Source organism: Streptomyces sp. NPDC055025 (assembly GCF_053608565.1).
This window is the reverse complement of record NZ_JBSGVS010000080.1, coordinates 1-19,492: the sequence shown is the minus strand read 5'-3', so window position 1 is coordinate 19,492 and position 19,492 is coordinate 1. Positions and strand designations below refer to the sequence as shown.

Annotated in this window: 16 protein-coding genes; 9 read left to right on the top strand and 7 right to left on the bottom strand. The window is 67.4% G+C overall.

All coding sequences use genetic code 11. From position 1 onward, the window contains the following. Positions 1–46 precede the first annotated feature (46 nt). The 7 genes from gyrA to dnaA all read right to left on the bottom strand — a co-directional run bounded on the left by gyrA (position 47) and on the right by dnaA (position 12,243). Entirely contained in the window at positions 47–2,692 is a 2,646-nt protein-coding gene (gene gyrA, locus ACWGDX_RS34565) for a DNA gyrase subunit A (protein ID WP_453632098.1), read from the bottom strand. A gap of 65 nt (positions 2,693–2,757) precedes the next feature. Beyond that, positions 2,758–4,836 carry a DNA topoisomerase (ATP-hydrolyzing) subunit B gene (gyrB, locus tag ACWGDX_RS34560; protein WP_453632096.1) on the bottom strand — a complete coding sequence of 693 codons (2,079 nt, stop codon included), beginning with the start codon at positions 4,834–4,836 and terminating at the stop codon, positions 2,758–2,760. A 710-nt stretch (positions 4,837–5,546) separates the two neighbouring features. Then, positions 5,547–6,101, bottom strand: a complete 555-nt coding sequence (locus ACWGDX_RS34555; RefSeq protein ID WP_453632127.1) for a DUF721 domain-containing protein — start codon at positions 6,099–6,101, stop codon at positions 5,547–5,549. A gap of 26 nt (positions 6,102–6,127) precedes the next feature. After that, entirely contained in the window at positions 6,128–7,354 is a 1,227-nt protein-coding gene (gene recF, locus ACWGDX_RS34550) for a DNA replication/repair protein RecF (RefSeq protein WP_453632094.1), read from the bottom strand. 52 nt (positions 7,355–7,406) lie between these two features. Then, complete coding sequence (gnd, locus tag ACWGDX_RS34545; RefSeq protein ID WP_453632092.1) at positions 7,407–8,294, bottom strand: phosphogluconate dehydrogenase (NAD(+)-dependent, decarboxylating); 888 nt, start codon at positions 8,292–8,294, stop codon at positions 7,407–7,409. A 78-nt stretch (positions 8,295–8,372) separates the two neighbouring features. Further along, positions 8,373–9,503, bottom strand: coding sequence for a DNA polymerase III subunit beta (gene dnaN / locus ACWGDX_RS34540; protein WP_363079886.1), 1,131 nt, complete (start codon positions 9,501–9,503; stop codon positions 8,373–8,375). A 958-nt stretch (positions 9,504–10,461) separates the two neighbouring features. Further along, entirely contained in the window at positions 10,462–12,243 is a 1,782-nt protein-coding gene (dnaA, locus tag ACWGDX_RS34535) for a chromosomal replication initiator protein DnaA (protein ID WP_453632090.1), read from the bottom strand. A 362-nt stretch (positions 12,244–12,605) separates the two neighbouring features. On the opposite strand from dnaA, the gene rpmH reads away from it, so the two are divergent. The 9 genes from rpmH (at position 12,606) to ACWGDX_RS34490 (ending at position 19,446) form a co-directional block, all read left to right on the top strand. After that, complete coding sequence (gene rpmH / locus ACWGDX_RS34530; protein ID WP_003949374.1) at positions 12,606–12,743, top strand: 50S ribosomal protein L34; 138 nt, start codon at positions 12,606–12,608, stop codon at positions 12,741–12,743. Between the two features lie 18 nt (positions 12,744–12,761). After that, on the top strand, positions 12,762–13,133 hold the full coding sequence (gene rnpA / locus ACWGDX_RS34525; protein ID WP_363079888.1) for a ribonuclease P protein component: 372 nt from the start codon (positions 12,762–12,764) through the stop codon (positions 13,131–13,133). After that, positions 13,130–13,489 (top strand): membrane protein insertion efficiency factor YidD, encoded by a 360-nt coding sequence (yidD, locus tag ACWGDX_RS34520; protein WP_453632088.1) that lies wholly within the window; start codon positions 13,130–13,132, stop codon positions 13,487–13,489. Before rnpA ends, yidD begins: the two co-directional genes overlap by 4 nt. A 3-nt stretch (positions 13,490–13,492) precedes the next feature. Continuing rightward, positions 13,493–14,776, top strand: coding sequence for a membrane protein insertase YidC (yidC, locus tag ACWGDX_RS34515; RefSeq protein WP_453632086.1), 1,284 nt, complete (start codon positions 13,493–13,495; stop codon positions 14,774–14,776). Between the two features lie 14 nt (positions 14,777–14,790). Further along, positions 14,791–15,300, top strand: coding sequence for a Jag family protein (locus ACWGDX_RS34510; protein WP_093594279.1), 510 nt, complete (start codon positions 14,791–14,793; stop codon positions 15,298–15,300). A 105-nt stretch (positions 15,301–15,405) separates the two neighbouring features. Continuing rightward, positions 15,406–16,122 (top strand): 16S rRNA (guanine(527)-N(7))-methyltransferase RsmG, encoded by a 717-nt coding sequence (gene rsmG, locus ACWGDX_RS34505; protein WP_365902162.1) that lies wholly within the window; start codon positions 15,406–15,408, stop codon positions 16,120–16,122. A 266-nt stretch (positions 16,123–16,388) separates the two neighbouring features. Beyond that, entirely contained in the window at positions 16,389–17,465 is a 1,077-nt protein-coding gene (locus ACWGDX_RS34500; RefSeq protein ID WP_388558757.1) for a ParA family protein, read from the top strand. Next, positions 17,462–18,565 (top strand): ParB/RepB/Spo0J family partition protein, encoded by a 1,104-nt coding sequence (locus tag ACWGDX_RS34495; RefSeq protein ID WP_453632084.1) that lies wholly within the window; start codon positions 17,462–17,464, stop codon positions 18,563–18,565. The genes ACWGDX_RS34500 and ACWGDX_RS34495 overlap by 4 nt, the downstream gene beginning before the upstream one ends. Before the next feature lie 263 nt (positions 18,566–18,828). Further along, entirely contained in the window at positions 18,829–19,446 is a 618-nt protein-coding gene (locus ACWGDX_RS34490; RefSeq protein WP_363079894.1) for a GNAT family N-acetyltransferase, read from the top strand. Positions 19,447–19,492 lie beyond the last annotated feature (46 nt).

Here is a 19,492-nt window from a genome sequence, read left to right as displayed (position 1 = left end):
TCGCTCCGGAAGCGGCCGATCCGGCGCCCGTGGCTCCACTCACGCTCTACTCCTCGTGCTCCCCGGCCGAGGACGGATTGTCCTCGGCGACGACCTCGGCCGTACCCGCCTCATCGGTCCCCGGGTCATCGGTCCCGTCGACCTCTTCCGCCTCGCGGCCGGCCTCGGCATTACGCGCGATTCCGACGACGGCATCGCGCTTGCCCAGATTGATCAGTTGGACGCCCATGGTGTCACGGCCCGTCTCCCTGACTTCGTTGACTCGCGTGCGAATCACACCGCCGCCGAGGGTGATGGCAAGGATCTCATCCGTTTCCTCCACCACCAGCGCGCCGACGAGCGATCCGCGGTCCTCCACGATCTTGGCGGCCTTGATTCCGAGTCCACCACGACCTTGGACGCGATACTCGTCCACGGCGGTTCGCTTCGCGTACCCGCCATCTGTGGCGGTGAAGACGAACGTACCGGGCCTGACGACATTCATCGACAGCAGTTCGTCGCCTTCGCGGAAACTCATCCCCTTGACACCCGATGTGGCTCGCCCCATCGGACGCAGGGCATCGTCCGTAGCGGTGAACCGGATCGACTGGGCCTTCCTGCTGATGAGCAGCAGATCGTCCTCGGCCGAGACCAGTTCGGCGCCGATCAGCTCGTCGTCGGCGCCCGCCTCGGTCTCCCGGAGGTTGATCGCGATGACACCGCCCGAACGGGGCGAGTCGTAGTCCTTCAGGGGGGTCTTCTTGACCAGACCCGCCTTGGTCGCCAGGACCAGATACGGCACCGCGTCGTAGTCCCGGATGGCCAGGATCTCGGCGATCCGCTCGTCCGGCTGGAAGGCCAGAAGATTGGCCACATGCTGACCCCGGGCGTCCCTGCCCGCGTCCGGCAGCTCGTACGCCTTCGCCCGGTAGACCCGGCCCTTGTTCGTGAAGAACAGCAGCCAGTGGTGGGTCGTCGAGACGAAGAAGTGGTCGACGATGTCGTCTTCCTTCAGCTTCGTGCCCCGTACGCCCTTGCCGCCGCGCTTCTGCGAGCGGTAGTCGTCGGTCTTCGTACGCTTCACATAGCCGCCACGCGTGATGGTGACGACGATGTCCTCCTCGGCGATCAGGTCCTCGATGGACATGTCACCGTCGAAGGGCACCAGCTTCGAACGCCGGTCGTCGCCGAATTTGTCGACGATGACGGCCAGTTCCTCGCTGACGATCTGACGCTGCTTCTCCGGCGAGGCCAGGATCGCGTTGTACTCGTTGATCTTCAGCTGGAGCTCGTCGTGCTCCGCGACGATCTTCTGCCGCTCCAGGGCCGCCAGCCGGCGGAGCTGCATCTCCAGGATCGCGTTCGCCTGGATCTCGTCGATCGCGAGCAGCCCCATCAGGCCCGTGCGCGCGGTCTCGACCGTGTCACTGCGCCGGATCAGCGCGATGACCTCGTCGATCGCGTCGAGCGCCTTGAGCAGACCGCGCAGGATGTGCGCCCGCTCCTCGGCCTTGCGCAGCCGGAACTTCGTCCTGCGGACGATGACCTCGATCTGGTGCGTCACCCAGTGGCGGATGAACGCGTCGAGGGAGAGCGTGCGCGGCACGCCGTCGACCAGCGCCAGCATGTTCGCGCCGAAGTTGGTCTGGAGATCGGTGTGCTTGTACAGGTTGTTCAGTACGACCTTGGCGACCGCGTCCCGCTTCAGGACGACGACCAGCCGCTGGCCCGTACGCGAGGACGTCTCGTCGCGGACGTCCGCGATGCCGCCGATCTTTCCGTCCTTGACGAGATCGGCGATCTTCTGCGCGAGATTGTCCGGATTGGTCTGGTACGGAAGCTCCGTGACCACCAGGCACTGGCGGTTCTGGATCTCCTCGACCTCGACCACCGCGCGCATCGTGATCGAACCGCGGCCCGTGCGGTACGCGTCCTCGATGCCCTTGCGGCCCACCACCAGCGCGCCGGTCGGGAAGTCGGGGCCCTTGATCCGCTCGATCAGCGCGTCGAGCAGCTCCTCGTGCGTGGCCTCGGGGTGCTCCAGCGCCCACTGGGCACCGGCCGCGACCTCGCGCAGATTGTGCGGCGGGATGTTCGTGGCCATACCGACGGCGATGCCGGCCGAGCCGTTGATCAGCAGATTCGGGAACCGCGCCGGCAGGACCGTCGGCTCCTGGTTGCGGCCGTCGTAGTTGTCCGTGAAGTCGACGGTCTCCTCGTCGATGTCCCGGAGCATCTCCATCGACAGCGGCATCATCTTGCACTCGGTGTACCGCATGGCCGCGGCCGGGTCGTTGCCCGGAGAACCGAAGTTGCCGTTGGAGTCCACCAGCGGCATCCGCATCGACCACGGCTGCGCCAGCCGGACCAGCGCGTCGTAGATCGAGGAGTCGCCGTGCGGGTGGTACGTACCCATGACGTCACCGACGACACGGGCGCACTTGTAGAAGCCCTTCTCGGGCCGGTAGCCGCCGTCGTACATCGCGTACAGCACCCGCCGGTGGACGGGCTTGAGCCCGTCCCGTACGTCCGGCAGCGCGCGCGACACGATGACGGACATCGCGTAGTCGAGATACGAGCGCTGCATCTCCGTCTCGAGCCCGACCGGCTCGACGCGGACGGTCAGGCCCTCCACGGCGGTGGCGGTCTCCGGGGCGCCGGGATCGGGGACGGTGGGTGTGTCAGGAGTGTCAGGGGTGTTCTCGTCGGCCATTGCTGGTCAGTGTTCCTTTCGGCCTTTTCGAATCCGTGAGCTGAGATCCGTCGGCTGTGACCGACTCAGATGTCGAGGAAGCGGACGTCCTTGGCGTTGCGCTGGATGAAGGAGCGCCGCGCCTCGACGTCCTCGCCCATCAGCACCGAGAACAGATCGTCGGCCTGGGCGGCGTCGTCCAGGGTGACCTGGCCGAGCACACGGTGGTCGATGTCCATGGTGGTGACCCGCAGCTCCTCGGCGTTCATCTCGCCCAGACCCTTGAAGCGCTGGATCGAGTCCTCGCGGATGCGCTTGCCGTTCTGCTTGCCCAGCTCGACCAGGGCGTCGCGCTCGCGGTCGGAGTACGCGTACTCGAAGTCGTCCCGGCCCCACTTGATCTTGTAGAGCGGCGGACGCGACAGATAGACGTGCCCGGCCTCGACCAGCGGCCGCATGAAGCGGAACAGGAACGTCAGCAGCAGCGTGTTGATGTGCTGTCCGTCGACATCGGCGTCCGCCATCAGGATGATCTTGTGATAGCGGAGCTTCTCGATGTCGAAGTCCTCGTGCACACCCGTGCCGAACGCCGAGATCAGCGCCTGCACCTCGGTGTTCTGGAGGATCTTGTCGATCCGTGCCTTCTCGACGTTCAGGATCTTGCCGCGGATCGGCAGGATCGCCTGGTACATCGGGTTGCGGCCGGACTTCGCGGAACCGCCGGCGGAGTCACCCTCGACGATGAAGATCTCGCACTTGGAGGGGTCGTTGGACTGGCAGTCGCTCAGCTTGCCCGGCAGCGACGCGCTCTCCAGGAGGCCCTTGCGACGGGTGAGGTCGCGTGCCTTACGGGCGGCGACCCGGGCCGTGGCGGCCTGGATCGACTTGCGGATGATGTCCGCCGCCTCGTTCGGATTGCGGTCGAACCAGTCCGTCAGATGCTCGTGGACGACCTTCTGGACGAAGGTCTTCGCCTCGGTGTTGCCCAGCTTGGTCTTCGTCTGGCCCTCGAACTGGGGCTCGCCCAGCTTCACCGAGATGATCGCCGTCAGACCCTCGCGGATGTCCTCACCGGTGAGATTGTCGTCCTTCTCGCGCAGGAACTTCTTCTCGCGCGCGTACCGGTTGACCAGACCCGTCAGAGCGGCCCGGAACCCCTCTTCGTGCGTTCCGCCCTCGTGCGTGTGGATGGTGTTCGCGAACGAGTACACACCCTCGCTGTACTGCGCGTTCCACTGCATCGCGATCTCGACGGAGAGCAGCCGCTCCTTGTCCTCGGCCTCCACGTCGATGACCGTCGGGTGGATCAGCTCGCCCTTGCGCGAGTTGAGGTACTTCACGAAGTCGACGATGCCGCCCTCGTAGTAGTACTCGACCGTACGGGCCGGCTCCTCAGCCGTGCCCTCGGCGACATCCGTGCCCGCGACATCGGCACCGACGACGGCCTTGGCCGACTCGCGCTCGTCCGTCAGGGTCAGGGTCAGGCCCTTGTTGAGGAAGGCCATCTCCTGAAAACGGCGGGACAGCGTCTCGAAGGAGTACTCCGTCGTTTCGAAGATGTCCGAATCCGCCCAGAAGGTGACCGACGTACCCGAGTCGCCCGTCTCCTCGTTGCGGAACAGCGGGGCCGTCGGCACACCGAGCTTGTAATCCTGCGTCCAGCGGTAACCGTCGCGCTTGACCTCGACCGCGACCTTCGACGACAGGGCGTTGACGACCGAGACACCGACGCCGTGGAGACCGCCGGAGACGGCGTAGCCGCCGCCGCCGAACTTGCCGCCCGCGTGCAGCACCGTGAGCACAACCTCGATGGCCGGCTTGTTCTCGGACGGAACGATGTCCACCGGGATACCGCGGCCGTTGTCGATCACGCGCACCCCGCCGTCGGCGAGGATGGTGACGTCGATGGTGTCCGCGTGCCCCGCCAGGGCCTCGTCGACGGAGTTGTCGACGACCTCGTACACCAAGTGATGCAGTCCACGCTCACCGGTCGAGCCGATGTACATACCGGGCCGCTTGCGGACCGCGTCGAGGCCCTCCAGCACGGTGATGGCACTGCCGTCGTACGAGGCGGTGACCTCGCCGTTCTCACCAGTGGCGATGGACGGAGTCTTCTCATTGGGGTTGCCGGAATCGGCCACGAAGCGCCCTTTCTGGCACAGCACAGGCCGTTCTCCGAGCAAGCGGGGACCGGCTGCGTCGTTCGGCTTGTGTCAGCATCTGTTGACGGTTCCCGCAAGCGCAGCGGGATTTCCCATCAGTCTACCGGTAGCGCCGACCCGAATGGGGGTTTGCCGGTACCTGAGTCCGCATGTGCCGCCCTGAATGAGCGCCCGCCGACTCCCCATATTCGGGAAGGGGCTCCAAGAGGCTCACACGGGCATAGGGCGCTTCGGGCTGTCAACCTCCCACTACGGTGAGGGACACTGCGGTTTCCCCGGGCGCTCTCGCAGGTCGGCGGGGCCGGACGGGAGCGGGGCGGGAGCGGGACGGGGGCCTGGAAAGAGGCCTAAGGGGGACGGGACCTGCCCCACGTCAGGAAGGGTTCCCCTCCTCACGTCAAAGCTGATCCACTCACTCACCCGTACGGGTAAGGCCGCTCGCGGGCGGCTCTCAGCGAGCCGTACGGCCGGAGGCGAGCCGTACGACGGGAGGCGAGTCGTACGGCGGGAAGCCGTGCGGGCGGGAAGACGTGCGGGCCGGCCCGGGAGCCCTGGGAGTCGGTCCCACAGCGCGGCTGGGCGGCCGACCGACCCGGGCTCGGTCCCTGCGCCGGTCCTCGACAGCCGGTCCGCGCGGCCGGTCCTCGCAACCGGTCCGTGCGGTCGGACATCCGGTCCGTGCGACCGGCCGGTGCGGCCGGCTCTCGGGGCGATCAGCCGTAGGTGTCGCCCGGTCCCTTGCTCCCCGGCGCGCGCAGGCGTCCGTACCGCTGCGGCGGGCCGCCGGGCCCCAGCACCTTGATCATCCGTACGGTGCCATGGCCCAGATCCTCGTTCAGCCGGGCCACCAGCCGGGGCGCCAGCAGCCGCAACTGCGTCGCCCAGGCCGTCGAATCGCACTGGACCGTCAGGACCCGCTCGTCCTTGCCCTCGTCGTACCGCTGCGGCACACAGTGCTTCGCCACGTCCTCGCCGACGATCTGCGGCCAGCGGCCCATCACCCCGCCCACGGCGGCCGGTGTCTCCCAGCCCCGCTCCGTGATCAGCCGGTTGATCGCCGCGCCGAGCGGCAGGGGATCGCGTCCGTCGGCCCCGGCGCCCGACCGCAGCCCGCCGCCCCATCGGGCCTGCTTCCTCTGCTGTACGGCGGCTCCGCGCGCCCGCGCCTGCTCCTTGGCCGCGCGCAGCGCGACCCGCGCCAGGTCCACACCGGAGGACTCGGGCACCGGCGGCCGCGCAGTGCCGCCCGGCCCGGTGGGCAGCTCCATGGGCGGTTCCGAGCCTCCAAGGCCGGTCATATGCGCTCCACCGCGCCATCGGCCACCATGAAGCGGGCGCCCGCCAGCACCCCGGGGACATCGTCGTCCACCGCCGCGGTCACCAGCACCTGCTCACCCGGAACCACCAGTTCCGCGAGCCGCTCCCGCCGCCGCGCGTCCAGCTCGGCGAACACGTCGTCCAGCACCAGCACCGGCTCATTGCCCTCGGCGCGCAGCAGATCGTACGAGGCCAGCCGCAGCGCCAGCGCGTACGACCAGGACTCGCCATGGCTGGCGTATCCCTTCGCGGGCATACGGCCCAGATTCAGCACCAGGTCGTCGCGGTGCGGACCGACCAGCGTCACTCCGCGCTCGATCTCCTGCTTGCGTACTCCGGCCAGGGCGGCCAGAAGCTGTGCGTACAGCTCGTCGCGCGTATGCGCGGACGCGGCGGCGGCGCGCGGGTCCACGCCCACGCCGATGTCCACGCCCGGGACCGGGTCCGCGCCGGAGGCCGCGAGGCCGGCCGCGGTGGCGTCGAGGGCGACGGCGTCCAGGGCGGAGGAACGGTACTCCAGCGCCACCGGACCGCCCCCGGGAGCCAGTTGCTCGTACGCCTTGTCCGTGAGCGGCTGAAGGATCGCGATCAGATCGACCCGCTGCGCCAGCAACTCCGCCCCCGCGCGCGCGAGATGCTGGTCCCATACGTCCAGCGTGGAGAGATCCATGCCACGCCCGCCGTGCCGCCGCGCCATCGCCGCCGATTTCAGCAGGGTGTTGCGCTGTCGGAGCACCCGCTCGTAGTCGGAGCGCACCCCCGCCATCCGGGGAGAGCGCGCCGTGATCAGTTCGTCGAGGAACCGGCGGCGCTCGCCCGGATCGCCCTTCACCAGCGCCAGATCCTCCGGCGCGAACAGCACGGACCGTACTATCCCCAGCACATCACGCGGTCTGACCTGCGAGGACCGATTGATACGGGCGCGGTTGGCGCGGCCGGGATTCAGTTCGAGCTCGATCAGCTGCGAACGCTCGCCCTGGGTGACCGCGGCCCTGATCACCGCGCGGTCCGCACCCATCCGCACCAGCGGGGCGTCGGACGACACCCGGTGGCTGCCGAGGCTGGCCAGATAGCCGACGGCCTCGACCAGATTGGTCTTCCCCTGCCCGTTCGCCCCCACGAAAGAGGTCACGCCCGGATCGAGCGGGACCTCGACCCGGGCGTAGGAGCGGAAGTCGGCCAGCGACAGGTGCGTGACATGCATGGGTGTGCGTCGGCCTCCCCCGGCTCGGTGCTCTGCTTCTTCCGCTTTTCCGCTACTTCGTCGGTTCGCTCGACTCGACCGAATGACCGCCGAACTGGTTGCGCAGCGCCGCGACCATCTTCATCTGCGGCGAGTCGTCCTGCCGGGAGGCGAATCGCGCGAACAGCGACGCGGTGATCGCGGGCAGCGGCACCGCGTGGTTGATGGCCGCCTCGACCGTCCACCGGCCCTCGCCGGAGTCCTCCGCGAAGCCACGCAGCCGGTCCAGATGCTCGTCCGCGTCCAGGGCGTTGACCGCCAGGTCCAGCAGCCAGGAACGGATGACCGTGCCCTCCTGCCAGGAGCGGAAGACCTCCCGGACATCGGTGACCGAGTCGACCTTCTCCAGCAGCTCCCAGCCCTCGGCATAGGCCTGCATCATGGCGTACTCGATGCCGTTGTGGACCATCTTGGCGAAGTGGCCCGCGCCGACCTTGCCGGCGTGCACGGAGCCGAAGTCGCCCTCGGGCTTGAGCGCGTCGAGGATCGGCTGCACCTGCGCCACATGCTCCGGGGTACCGCCGTACATCAGCGCGTAGCCGTTCTCCAGGCCCCAGACGCCGCCGGAGACACCGCAGTCGACAAAACCGACGCCCTTGATACCGAGCTCGACGGCGTGCTTCTCGTCGTCCGTCCAGCGGGAGTTGCCGCCGTCGACCACGACATCGCCGGGGGACAGCAGCGCGGCCAGTTCGTCTATGGTCGCCTGGGTCGGGGCACCGGCCGGCACCATCACCCAGATGGCCCGGGGACCCTTGAGCTTGCTCACCAGCTCCTGAAGGCTGTGCACATCGGCAAGGTCCGGATTGCGGTCGTATCCGATGACGGTGTGGCCCGCGCGGCGGATGCGCTCGCGCATGTTGCCGCCCATCTTGCCGAGACCGATGAGACCGAGCTCCATCAGGGATTCCTTAAGCGTTGAGGCGATTGCGTACCCGGATCCGAGCCTACGCCCGGACCCGGCCACTCACCTGTGGGGTCAGCCGCTCAGGCGTACCGGCATGATCAGGTACTTGTACGCCTCGTCCGCCTCGGCGTCGACGGCCGGCCGACCGCTGAGCAGCGCCGGCTTGGTGGAGGTGGTGAACGAGAGCTGAGCCACCGGGGAGTCGATCGCGCTCAGACCGTCCAGCAGGAAGGTCGGGTTGAAGGCGATCGAGATGTCGTCGCCCTCCAGCTGCGCGTCGACCCTCTCCACAGCCTGTGCGTCGTCGCTGGAACCGGCCTCCAGGATCAGCACGCCCTGCTCGAAGCTGAGCCGCACCGGCGTGTTCCGCTCGGCGACCAGGGCCACGCGCTTGACGGCCTCGACGAACGGGGCGGTCTCGATCACCGCGACCGAGTTGAACTCGGTGGGGAACAGCGTGCGGTACTTCGGCAGATCGCCTTCGAGCAGCCGGGTGGTGGTGCGCCGCCCGGCGCCCTCGAACCCGATCAGCCCCTCACCGGCACCGGACCCGGAGAGCGCCAGGGTGACCGTGTCGCCGTTGGTGAGCGCCTTGGCGGTGTCCAACAGCGTCTTGGCGGGCACCAGGGCGACCGCGGAGATCTCCGGGGACTCCGGCTTCCAGAGGAACTCACGGACCGCGAAGCGGTAGCGGTCGGTCGAGGCCAGGGTGACCGTGTCGCCCTCGATCTCGATCCGTACGCCGGTCAGCACCGGCAGCGTGTCGTCACGGCCCGCGGCGATGGCGACCTGGGAGGCGGCCGAGGCGAAGATCTCGCCGGGGACGGTGCCGGTGGCCGTAGGCATCTGCGGCAGCGCCGGGTACTCGTCCACAGGGAGTGTGTGGAGCGTGAAGCGGGAGGAGCCGCAGACCACGGTCGCCCGTACACCGTCCGTGGAGATCTCCACGGGGCGGTTGGGCAGGGCGCGGCAGATGTCGGCGAGGAGCCGGCCGGAGACGAGGACGGTGCCGTCCTCCTCGACCTCGGCGTCCACCGAAACCCGCGCCGAGACCTCGTAGTCGAAGCTGGAGAAGCTGAGAGCGCCGTCCTCCGCCCTCAGCAGAAGGCCCGCAAGTACGGGCGCCGGCGGACGGGCCGGGAGGCTGCGGGCCACCCAGGCCACCGCCTCCGCGAGTACATCGCGCTCCACCCGGATCTTCACCGGAACCGCCTCCTGCTGTTGCTGGCTCGCCCTGCTGGCCTTCGTCGTCGGCTGTGATGCCGGGGACCAGTCTGACGTACGGCGCCGACACTCGGTGCGGCTGCGGGTCAAGTCGACGCGACAGGCGTCGGAGGCTCGGGGGCCGAGTTGTGCACAGGACCCGCTTCCAAGCAGATTCCCCGGTAACTCTAAGTGGCAGTAGTAGTAGGGCCTGTGGAAACCGTGGATAACGTCGTTTCCGCAGGTCAGACCTACTTTTTTGTCCACCGACCCTGTGGGCGCGCACGGTGGACAACTCAGTGATTCTGTGGACGCGCGAAAGTTCTGCACATTCGATGCACAGGACACAGGGACTTCTCCCCAGACCCGTCCCCAGCTTTACCCAGGTTCCCCACAGCCCAATCCGCCTCCTTGGTGTGACGCCTTTCACTCGACTCAGCGATCCCGGGCGTTTCGTTGCCGAACAGTGGACAGGGATGTGGACAGGCTGTGGGCAACGAGCGCCTGCCTGTGGGCCGCCGGTGGACAACCGCGACCGCGCCCTGTGGAAGATTTTTTCGTCCACAGCCTGTGGAGCGGCGTCAGCCACAATTCCACAGGGGCCTGACCTGGCCCGACGGTTCTCCGATGGCGGCGCCTGTGGACACAGTCTGAACAACTTCGTGGTCCCCAGGCTGTGGACGGAAGATCGCTCCCCGATCTGTGGAGAAGACCCTCGGGCCGACGCTGATTCGAACAGCCCTGGCGCGAGACCGACGCGCCAGCGAGGTCGACAGGAGGCCCGGGGCAGGACACGAGGGGCACGCGGCGGTGCCGCGGGGCACGACGAAGGGCGCCCGGGACCGTCTCGGACGGTGTCCCGGGCGCCCTTCGCCGACGGGCGGCGCGCCGCCCGCGTCAGCCCTGTCAGGCGTGTCAGGCGTGTCAGGCGTGTCGGGCGCCGGTCGCGTCGGCCGTCTCAGCCGTTCTTGATGCGGTTCGTGAGCTCGGTGACCTGGTTGTAGATGGAGCGGCGCTCGGCCATCAGCGCCCGGATCTTCCGGTCCGCGTGCATCACCGTCGTATGGTCACGGCCGCCGAACTGCGCACCGATCTTGGGCAGCGACAGATCGGTCAGCTCCCGGCAGAGGTACATCGCGATCTGGCGGGCCGTCACCAGCACCCGGCTCCGCGAGGAGCCGCAGAGGTCCTCCACCGTCAGACCGAAGTAGTCGGCGGTCGCCGCCATGATGGCCGCGGCGGTGATCTCCGGGGAGGAGTCCTCGCCGCCCGGGATCAGATCCTTGAGCACGATCTCGGTGAGACCCAGATCCACCGGCTGCCGGTTGAGCGAGGCGAACGCGGTGACCCGGATGAGCGCGCCCTCCAGCTCGCGGATATTGCGCGAGATCCGGGAGGCGATGAACTCCAGTACCTCCGGAGGCGCGTTGAGCTGCTCCTGCACCGCCTTCTTACGGAGGATCGCGATACGCGTCTCCAACTCGGGCGGCTGCACATCGGTGGTCAGCCCCCACTCGAAGCGGTTGCGCAGCCGGTCCTCGAGGGTGATGAGCTGCTTGGGCGGCCGGTCCGAGGACAGCACGATCTGCTTGTTGGCGTTGTGGAGCGTGTTGAAGGTGTGGAAGAACTCCTCCTGCGTCGACTCCTTGCTCGCCAGGAACTGGATGTCGTCGACCAGAAGGATGTCGACATCGCGGTAGCGCTTGCGGAAGGTGTCGCCCTTGCCGTCACGGATCGAGTTGATGAACTCGTTCGTGAACTCCTCCGAGCTGACATATCTGACGCGGGTGCCCGGGTAGAGGCTGCGTGCGTAGTGCCCGATGGCATGGAGCAGATGCGTCTTGCCGAGCCCGGACTCCCCGTAGATGAAGAGCGGGTTGTACGCCTTCGCCGGCGCCTCGGCGACGGCGACCGCCGCCGCGTGCGCGAACCGGTTGGACGCGCCGATCACAAAGGTGTCGAAGAGGTACTTCGGGTTGAGCCGGGCGTGCGGCTCGCCGGGGCCCGGCGCCGGGGCGGGCTGGGCGCCGAGCGGTCCCGGCACTCCACCGCGGGGACCGCCGTGCGGACCACCGCCGGGCCCTCCCCCGGGTCCGCCGCCGTGGCGCGGTGACGGTGGCTCCTGGAGGTCGCGCCGGTCGGGACGCTGTTCGTACGGCGAGGGATCGAGCCCCTGGGGCTGCCGGTAGTCGTGCGGCTGCTGCGGGCGCACGGTGGCGTACGGATCGTGCTCCTGGTAGCCGCCGAGCCGGGGCTGCTGCCAGGACAGGTCCTCCTGGGTATGCGGCCAGGCGCCGGGGCGCTGCTGCTGGTAGTCCGGGTAGGCGGGGCGCACCGAGGGCATGCCGTCGTCCGACGGGCGGTGCCCGTAGGAGTCGTATGTATCCCCCTGCCGCTGCTCGTCGTGGAGCGGGCCTTGGTACCGGTGCTGCTGGGGTACGGCCGGGGCCGGTGGCGTGGGCTCGGCCGCCGAGTCGTCGACGGTGATGGCGATCCGGATGGGCCGGCCGCACTCATGGCTCAGGGTCTCGCTGATGAGCGGGGCGAGCCGCCCCTCCAGGACGCGCTTTCCCCATTCATTGGGGACGGCGAGCAGCGCGGTGTCGGCGACGAGTGCCAGAGGCTGGCAGCGTTCGATCCACTGCTTGTCCTTGGGCTCGACGCCCTGCTGGCCCTCCCTGAGGAGTTGCTCCAGCACTCGTGGCCACACTGCGGCAAGATCGGCAGGTACATCAGCCACAAGGCACGCTCTCTCGCAGGTCCCACGAATGTGTGGTTCTCGGGACGGGGTGGGAAGACCGGCAGGAAATGAATCCGGAGTTCAGCCACGGTAGTCACGGCGGCCCACGCGGTTCAAGTTGTTGTCCACAGCCTGTGCACAATGGAGCCCGGCACGGAGCTGGTTTGACCGGATGGCGTAGCCGCGCGTACCGTGACCAGGTCGAGTTGTCGATGGCTGCTGCCGCCTGCCTCCGATGGGCAAAGATCACGATCTGTGGTTGTGAAGCGGTGCACTCGGGCGTAAACGCGAGCTAATCGTGGGCGCACGGTGACAGCCAGGCGATGTCCCGCCATCACACACATCATCTCTGGAGCCCCCGAGTGAGCAAGCGCACCTTCCAGCCGAACAACCGTCGTCGCGCCAAGACCCACGGCTTCCGGCTGCGGATGCGTACCCGTGCCGGCCGCGCGATTCTCGCGTCCCGCCGTGGCAAGGGTCGCGCCCGTCTGTCCGCCTGATCGCCGTCAGGTCATGACGTGCTGCCTACCGAGAATCGGCTGAGGCGGCGCGAGGAGTTCGCGACCGCGGTACGCCGAGGACGCCGGGCCGGACGCCCGCTTCTTGTCGTCCATCTACGTAGCGGTGCAATGGACCCGCACGCGCCTGGGGAGAGCGCCTCCCCGACGCGTGCGGGTTTCGTCGTAAGCAAGGCCGTGGGCGGAGCCGTCGTACGTAACCAGGTGAAGCGCAGACTTCGTCATCTGATACGCGAACGACTGCCCGAGCTGCCCCCCGGTAGCCTGGTTGTCGTACGGGCGCTGCCCGGAGCGGGTGACGCCGACCATGCACAACTGGCCCGAGACCTGGATGCCGCTCTCCGGCGGCTGCTGGGAGGGGGCACGCGATGAAGTACCCGCTGCTGGCTCTTATCAAGCTGTACCAGTGGACGATCAGCCCGCTGCTGGGGCCCGTCTGCCGGTACTACCCGTCGTGTTCGCACTACGGATATACGGCCATCGACCGGCATGGCGCGGTGAAAGGCACGGCGCTGACCGCTTGGCGCATTCTGCGGTGCAATCCGTGGTCGCCGGGCGGTGTGGACCATGTCCCACCGCGTAAGCGCCCACGGTGGCACGAACTGCTGCGCAATGCGTGGCGCGGCAGTAGGGGCGGGCACTCCGCCGCTGGCGTGCCTTCCGGGGGATCGGCCCCCGAAACTCCCGGTCCAGCCGCAGAGACCTCGCCCAAAGCTCAAGGAGCCTGATTAGTGGACACGATTGCCAGTCTCTTCAGTTTTATCACCACACCTGTTTCATGGGTCATTGTCCAGTTCCACGCGCTGTACGGGACGATCTTCGGCCCCGACACGGGCTGGGCCTGGGGACTGTCCATCGTGTCCCTGGTGGTGCTGATCCGGATCTGTCTGATTCCGCTCTTTGTGAAGCAGATCAAGTCGACCCGGAATATGCAGGTGCTCCAGCCGAAGATGAAGGCGATCCAGGAGCGCTACAAAAACGACAAACAGCGTCAGTCCGAAGAGATGATGAAGCTGTACAAGGAGACGGGTACCAATCCGCTCTCCTCATGTCTTCCCATCCTGGCGCAGTCACCGTTCTTCTTCGCCCTGTACCACGTGCTCTCCAGCATCGCGAGCGGCAAGACGATCGGTGTCATCAACCAGTCGCTGCTGGACAGCGCGCGTCAGGCGCATATCTTCGGCGCCCCGCTGGCCGCCAAGTTCACCGACAGCAGTGACAAGGTCGCGTCCCTGAGCGCCTCGCTGACCGATGTGCGTGTGGTCACCGCGATCATGATCGTTCTGATGTCGGCATCGCAGTTCTACACCCAGCGCCAGCTCATGACCAAGAACGTCGACCTGACGGTCAAGACGCCGTACATGCAGCAGCAGAAGATGCTCATGTACATCTTCCCGCTGATCTTCGCCGTCACCGGCATCAACTTCCCCGTCGGTGTGCTCGTCTACTGGCTGACCACCAACGTGTGGACCATGGGCCAGCAGATGTATGTGATCAACCAGAACCCGACGCCGGGCAGCAAGGCGCAGGACCAGTACCTCCAGCGGCTGCTCAAGAGCATCACCTCCCACAGCGAGGTCCGGTCCCGTCGAAAGCGCAATGTCGTGAAGGCGATCGTGGCCAAGGGGCCCGACCGCAACGACAACGAGCGCAAGTTCGTCACGGGCCTGGCCAAGGTGGGTCTGGCGGTCCAGGCCGACGGCACCGTGATCAAGAGCGAGACCACCGCCGCCGAGGCCGAGTCCGGTGCTGCGGCGAGGCGGCAGCCCAAGCGCCAGACCAAGGCGCAGCGACAGGCCGCCGCCGCTGCCCACCCGGGTATGGAGAAGCCGGCCGAGGCCAATGACTCCGAGGCCGCCGACGACGTGGCGAAGACCTCGTTGCAGAAGAAGGACGAGCCGCAGGACACCAAGTCCAAGCCGACGGGCAAGCCCGCCGCCGGTTCCGCACGCCAAGCCAAGTCGGGGCAGCGCAATAAGGGCCAGCAGCGGCCCAAGCACCCGTCCAAGAAGTAAGAAGGAGTCCATCCGTGACGGAAGGCACCATCTCCGCCGCCGAGGGGGGCGACACCCTGACCCGCCTGGAGCAGGAAGGGGAGATCGCGGCCGACTACCTCGAAGGTCTGCTCGATATCGCTGATCTCGACGGCGATATCGACATGGACGTCGAGGCCGATCGGGCCGCGGTCTCGATCATCAGCGACTCGGGCGGCCGGGATCTGCAGAAGCTGGTGGGACGTGACGGTGAAGTGCTGGAGGCGCTTCAGGAGCTGACACGGCTCGCGGTCCATCGGGAGACCGGGGACCGCAGCCGGCTGATGCTGGATATCGCGGGTTTCCGGGCCAAGAAGCGCACCGAGCTGGCCGAGCTGGGTGCCAAGGCCGCGGATGAGGTGAAGAGCACCGGTGAGCCGGTGAAGCTGAACCCCATGACACCCTTCGAGCGGAAGGTTGTGCATGACGCGGTCGCCGCCGCGGGTCTGCGCAGCGAATCCGAGGGCGAGGAGCCCCAGCGTTTCGTCGTGGTGCTCCCGGCCTGATCGGTCCATCGCTTTCCGGCCCCGTCTGTTCCGCAGGCGGGGCCGATTTTTGCCAGCCTGATAGTCAGCCACCGGTCGGTGGTTCGGTATGGAAGGACGGTTCCCGTGACGGAGGCAGCAGAGCTTCCCCCTGCACCGGACGCGGCGCGTGCGGTTTTCGGTGAGTTCTTTCCCGAGGCCGTGCGCTATGCGGAGCTGCTGGCGGACGCGGGGGTCAAGCGCGGTCTGATCGGTCCACGTGAGGTACCACGGCTGTGGGAGCGGCATCTGCTGAACTGCGCGGTGCTCTCCGAGGTGGTGCCCGAGGGCGTGATGGTCTGCGACGTCGGTTCGGGGGCGGGCCTTCCCGGGATTCCGCTGGCGCTGGTGCGGCCGGATCTGAAGATCACGTTGCTGGAGCCGCTGCTACGGCGGACCAACTTTCTCCAGGAAGTGGTTGAGCTGCTGGGCTTGGACCATGTGACCGTGGTGCGTGGCCGTGCCGAGGAGGTCCTCGGCACGCTCCAGCCGGTGCATGTGGTGACCGCACGTGCGGTGGCTCCGCTGGACCGTCTGGCGGGCTGGGGAGTGCCGCTGCTCCGTCCGTACGGCGAGATGCTGGCACTCAAGGGCGACACGGCCGAGGAGGAGATCAAGGGAGCCCGCGCGGCATTGAGCAAGCTCGGTGTCGTGGAGACCTCAGTGCTCCAGGTCGGAGAAGGTATCGTCGATCCGCTGGCCACCGTGGTGCGGGTCGAGGTCGGGGAGAGTCCCGGTGGGGTGAGGTTCGCGACGAAGCGGGCCAAGGCCGCCCGAGCGGGTCGTGTGCGGCGACGCCGCTGAGCCGTAGCGGTCCGCACCGTCTACCGGTGGTGCTCCATACAAGGTGCCCTGCCGATGCAGTGCGGAGTGTCGTGACGATCTGGGCCTGCGACGCGTGCATCGTGTTTCACGTGAAACGTCGCTCACTGCTGCAGGGAATCATCGGCCGTGGCCGCGAGGCTTCCACTCCACGCGGACGAAAGCCCCTCGTAAGGGGCACGGGGTTGTCCACAGATGTGGATTCATCCACAGAACCACGGGCCTCGCTGGTTCGCGACCCCGAAAGCATGGCAGGCTCTCTTCATTGCGAGTCTGAAGTCGAGGAGAGTGAATCCTTGCGGTCCGACGCCAACATCGCGGGACCGATGACCGATCCGGTCCCCGGTCCCCGTACCGAGTCGGCGGGGGAGGATGTTTCACGTGAAACACCACCCCCGATGGACGACACCCCCATTGGTCGCGCTGCCCAGCTGGCGGTAGAGGCTTTGGGCCGAGCCGGCGAGGGTCTGCCCCGTCCTGAGCAGACGCGTGTCATGGTCGTTGCCAATCAGAAGGGCGGCGTTGGGAAGACCACCACCACGGTCAACCTTGCCGCTTCGCTTGCGCTCCATGGCGCGCGCGTGCTGGTGATCGACCTCGATCCTCAGGGCAACGCCTCCACGGCGCTCGGTATCGACCATCATGCCGAGGTCCCCTCGATCTATGACGTCCTGGTGGAGAGCAAGCCGCTCTCCGAGGTGGTCCAGCCGGTCCCGGACGTCGAAGGCCTCTTCTGTGCCCCCGCCACCATCGATCTCGCCGGTGCGGAGATCGAGCTGGTGTCGCTGGTGGCACGGGAGAGCCGACTTCAGCGGGCGATCGAGGCATATGAGCAGCCATTGGATTACATCCTGATCGACTGCCCACCCTCTCTCGGTCTGCTGACCGTCAATGCGATGGTCGCCGGTGCGGAGGTGCTGATCCCCATCCAGTGCGAGTACTACGCGCTGGAAGGGCTGGGTCAGCTACTGCGGAACGTCGACCTGGTGCGGGGGCATCTCAACCGCACGCTGCATGTGTCGACGATCCTGCTCACCATGTACGACGGCAGGACACGGCTCGCCTCACAGGTGGCGGAAGAGGTACGGAGTCACTTCGGCAAGGAGGTGCTGCGGACGAGCATCCCTCGGTCCGTACGTATCTCGGAGGCACCGAGCTATGGCCAGACGGTGCTGACGTACGATCCGGGATCCAGCGGATCCCTGTCCTATCTCGAAGCCGCCCGCGAAATCGCACTGAGGGGGGTCGGGGTGCACTATGACGCCCAGCAGGCCCATGTGGGCAGCCAGAACAGTCAGCAGAGTATGTCGGAGGGGATCCAGTGAGCGAGCGACGTAGAGGGTTGGGGCGTGGGCTCGGTGCGCTGATCCCTGCCGCTCCGCAGGAGAAGCAGGTGCCCGCTCCAGGAGCGGCCCAGGCGCCTCCCGGAGCGGTTCCGGTACTGACTGCGGACCGTGGTGTGGCCGCCGCGAAGGTGACCTCACTGCCGCAGGCCGCCATGGCACCGGAGGCCGAGACGGTCATACAGGAGTCCGAGGAGGTGCCCGAGCCCGTAGCGAGCGCCGGGGCGCACTTCGCCGAGGTGCCCATCGGCTCCATCACGCCGAATCCCCGTCAGCCGCGTGAGGTGTTCGATGAGGACGCCCTGGCCGAGCTGATCACCTCCATCAAGGAGGTGGGTCTTCTCCAGCCCGTCGTCGTACGGCAGGTGGGACCGGAGCGCTATGAGCTCATCATGGGTGAGCGGCGCTGGCGGGCCTGCCGGGAGGCGGGTCTGGAGCGTATTCCGGCGATCGTCCGTGCGACGGACGACGAGAAGCTGTTGCTCGACGCGCTGCTGGAGAATCTGCACCGCGCCCAGCTCAACCCGCTGGAAGAGGCCGCGGCGTACGACCAGTTGCTCAAGGACTTCAACTGCACGCATGACCAGCTCGCCGACCGGATCGGGCGCTCCCGTCCGCAGGTCTCCAATACGCTGCGGCTGCTCCGGCTCTCTCCCCCCGTGCAGCGCAGGGTCGCGGCCGGAGTGCTGTCGGCCGGTCATGCGCGGGCTCTCCTGTCGGTGGACGACTCCGAGGAGCAGGACCGGCTGGCGCATCGCATTGTGGCCGAGGGGCTCTCGGTGCGTGCTGTGGAAGAGATTGTGACCCTGATGGGTTCGCGTCCGCAGAGCACGCCCAAGGCGAAGGGACCGAGGGCTGGTGCCCGGCTGTCGCCGGCGCTCACCGATCTGGCATCGCGTCTCTCGGACCGCTTCGAGACCAGGGTGAAGGTCGATCTGGGACAGAAGAAGGGAAAGATCGTTGTCGAGTTCGCCTCGATGGACGATCTGGAACGGATTCTCGGCACTCTCGCTCCCGGCGAAGGACGCGTCCTGGACAAGGGGCTCTCCGGGGATTCCGGGGAGGACGACGACGAGAGCTGAGGTTCTCGCGCTGCCGTCGGGCGGGCTGTGTTCCATGCTTACCGGAACACAGCCCGCCCTTTGCTGTCCCTCGGTGTGCCAGGTAGCTCTGGGTGGATACGATGCGTTCTGGTATGGCGCATCCACCTTGATCACCTCAGGAGGAGAACGAGGGCCATGCGATCGGTGAGCCGCAGTCAACTGGTGTCAGCAGGGTTGAGCCTTGGGGTGATCGGCGGCTTCGCCGGTGGCTCGGCAGGCGAAGGAAGTGGAGAACAGCCTTCATGGGGCGTCGGCTCGTACCGCTCACGCTGGACAACCTTCCGGATCTCCCCAAGCGCTGTCGTGCGTGTGTCTTCTGGGAGCTCGATCCGGTCAGCGGAGAAGCCGCGGTAAGAGCCGGCAGATCGGAGACGGAGAAGGAGGCCTGGATCTCAGCTGTTCTGCTGGAGTGGGGATCCTGTGGCCGTGTCGTCTATGTCGACGATCTGCCGGTGGGCTTTGTGCTCTACGCACCCCCGGCATATGTGCCGCGCTCGATGGCCTTTCCGACGAGTCCCGTCTCTCCGGACGCGGCTCAGCTCATGACCGCCTGGATCAAGCCGGGCTATCAGGGGCAAGGCCTCGGCCGGGTTCTGGTACAGACCGTGGCCAAGGATCTGCTGCGGCGGGAGTTCAAGGCGATCGAGGCGTTCGGCGATGCCCGCTGGAAGGAGCCGGCTTGTGTGCTGCCCGCGGATCATCTGCTGGCGGTGGGCTTCAAGACCGTACGTCCCCATCCACGCCATCCTCGGCTGAGGCTGGAGCTGCGTACGACGCTCTCCTGGAAAGAGGATGTGGAGCTGGCGCTGGACCGGCTACTGGGCGCGGTGAAGAAGGAACCGGCGCTCCGGCCGCTCTGAGGGATCCGAGGGGAACGGAAACGGGCCCGTTCCCCCAGTCGGGGGA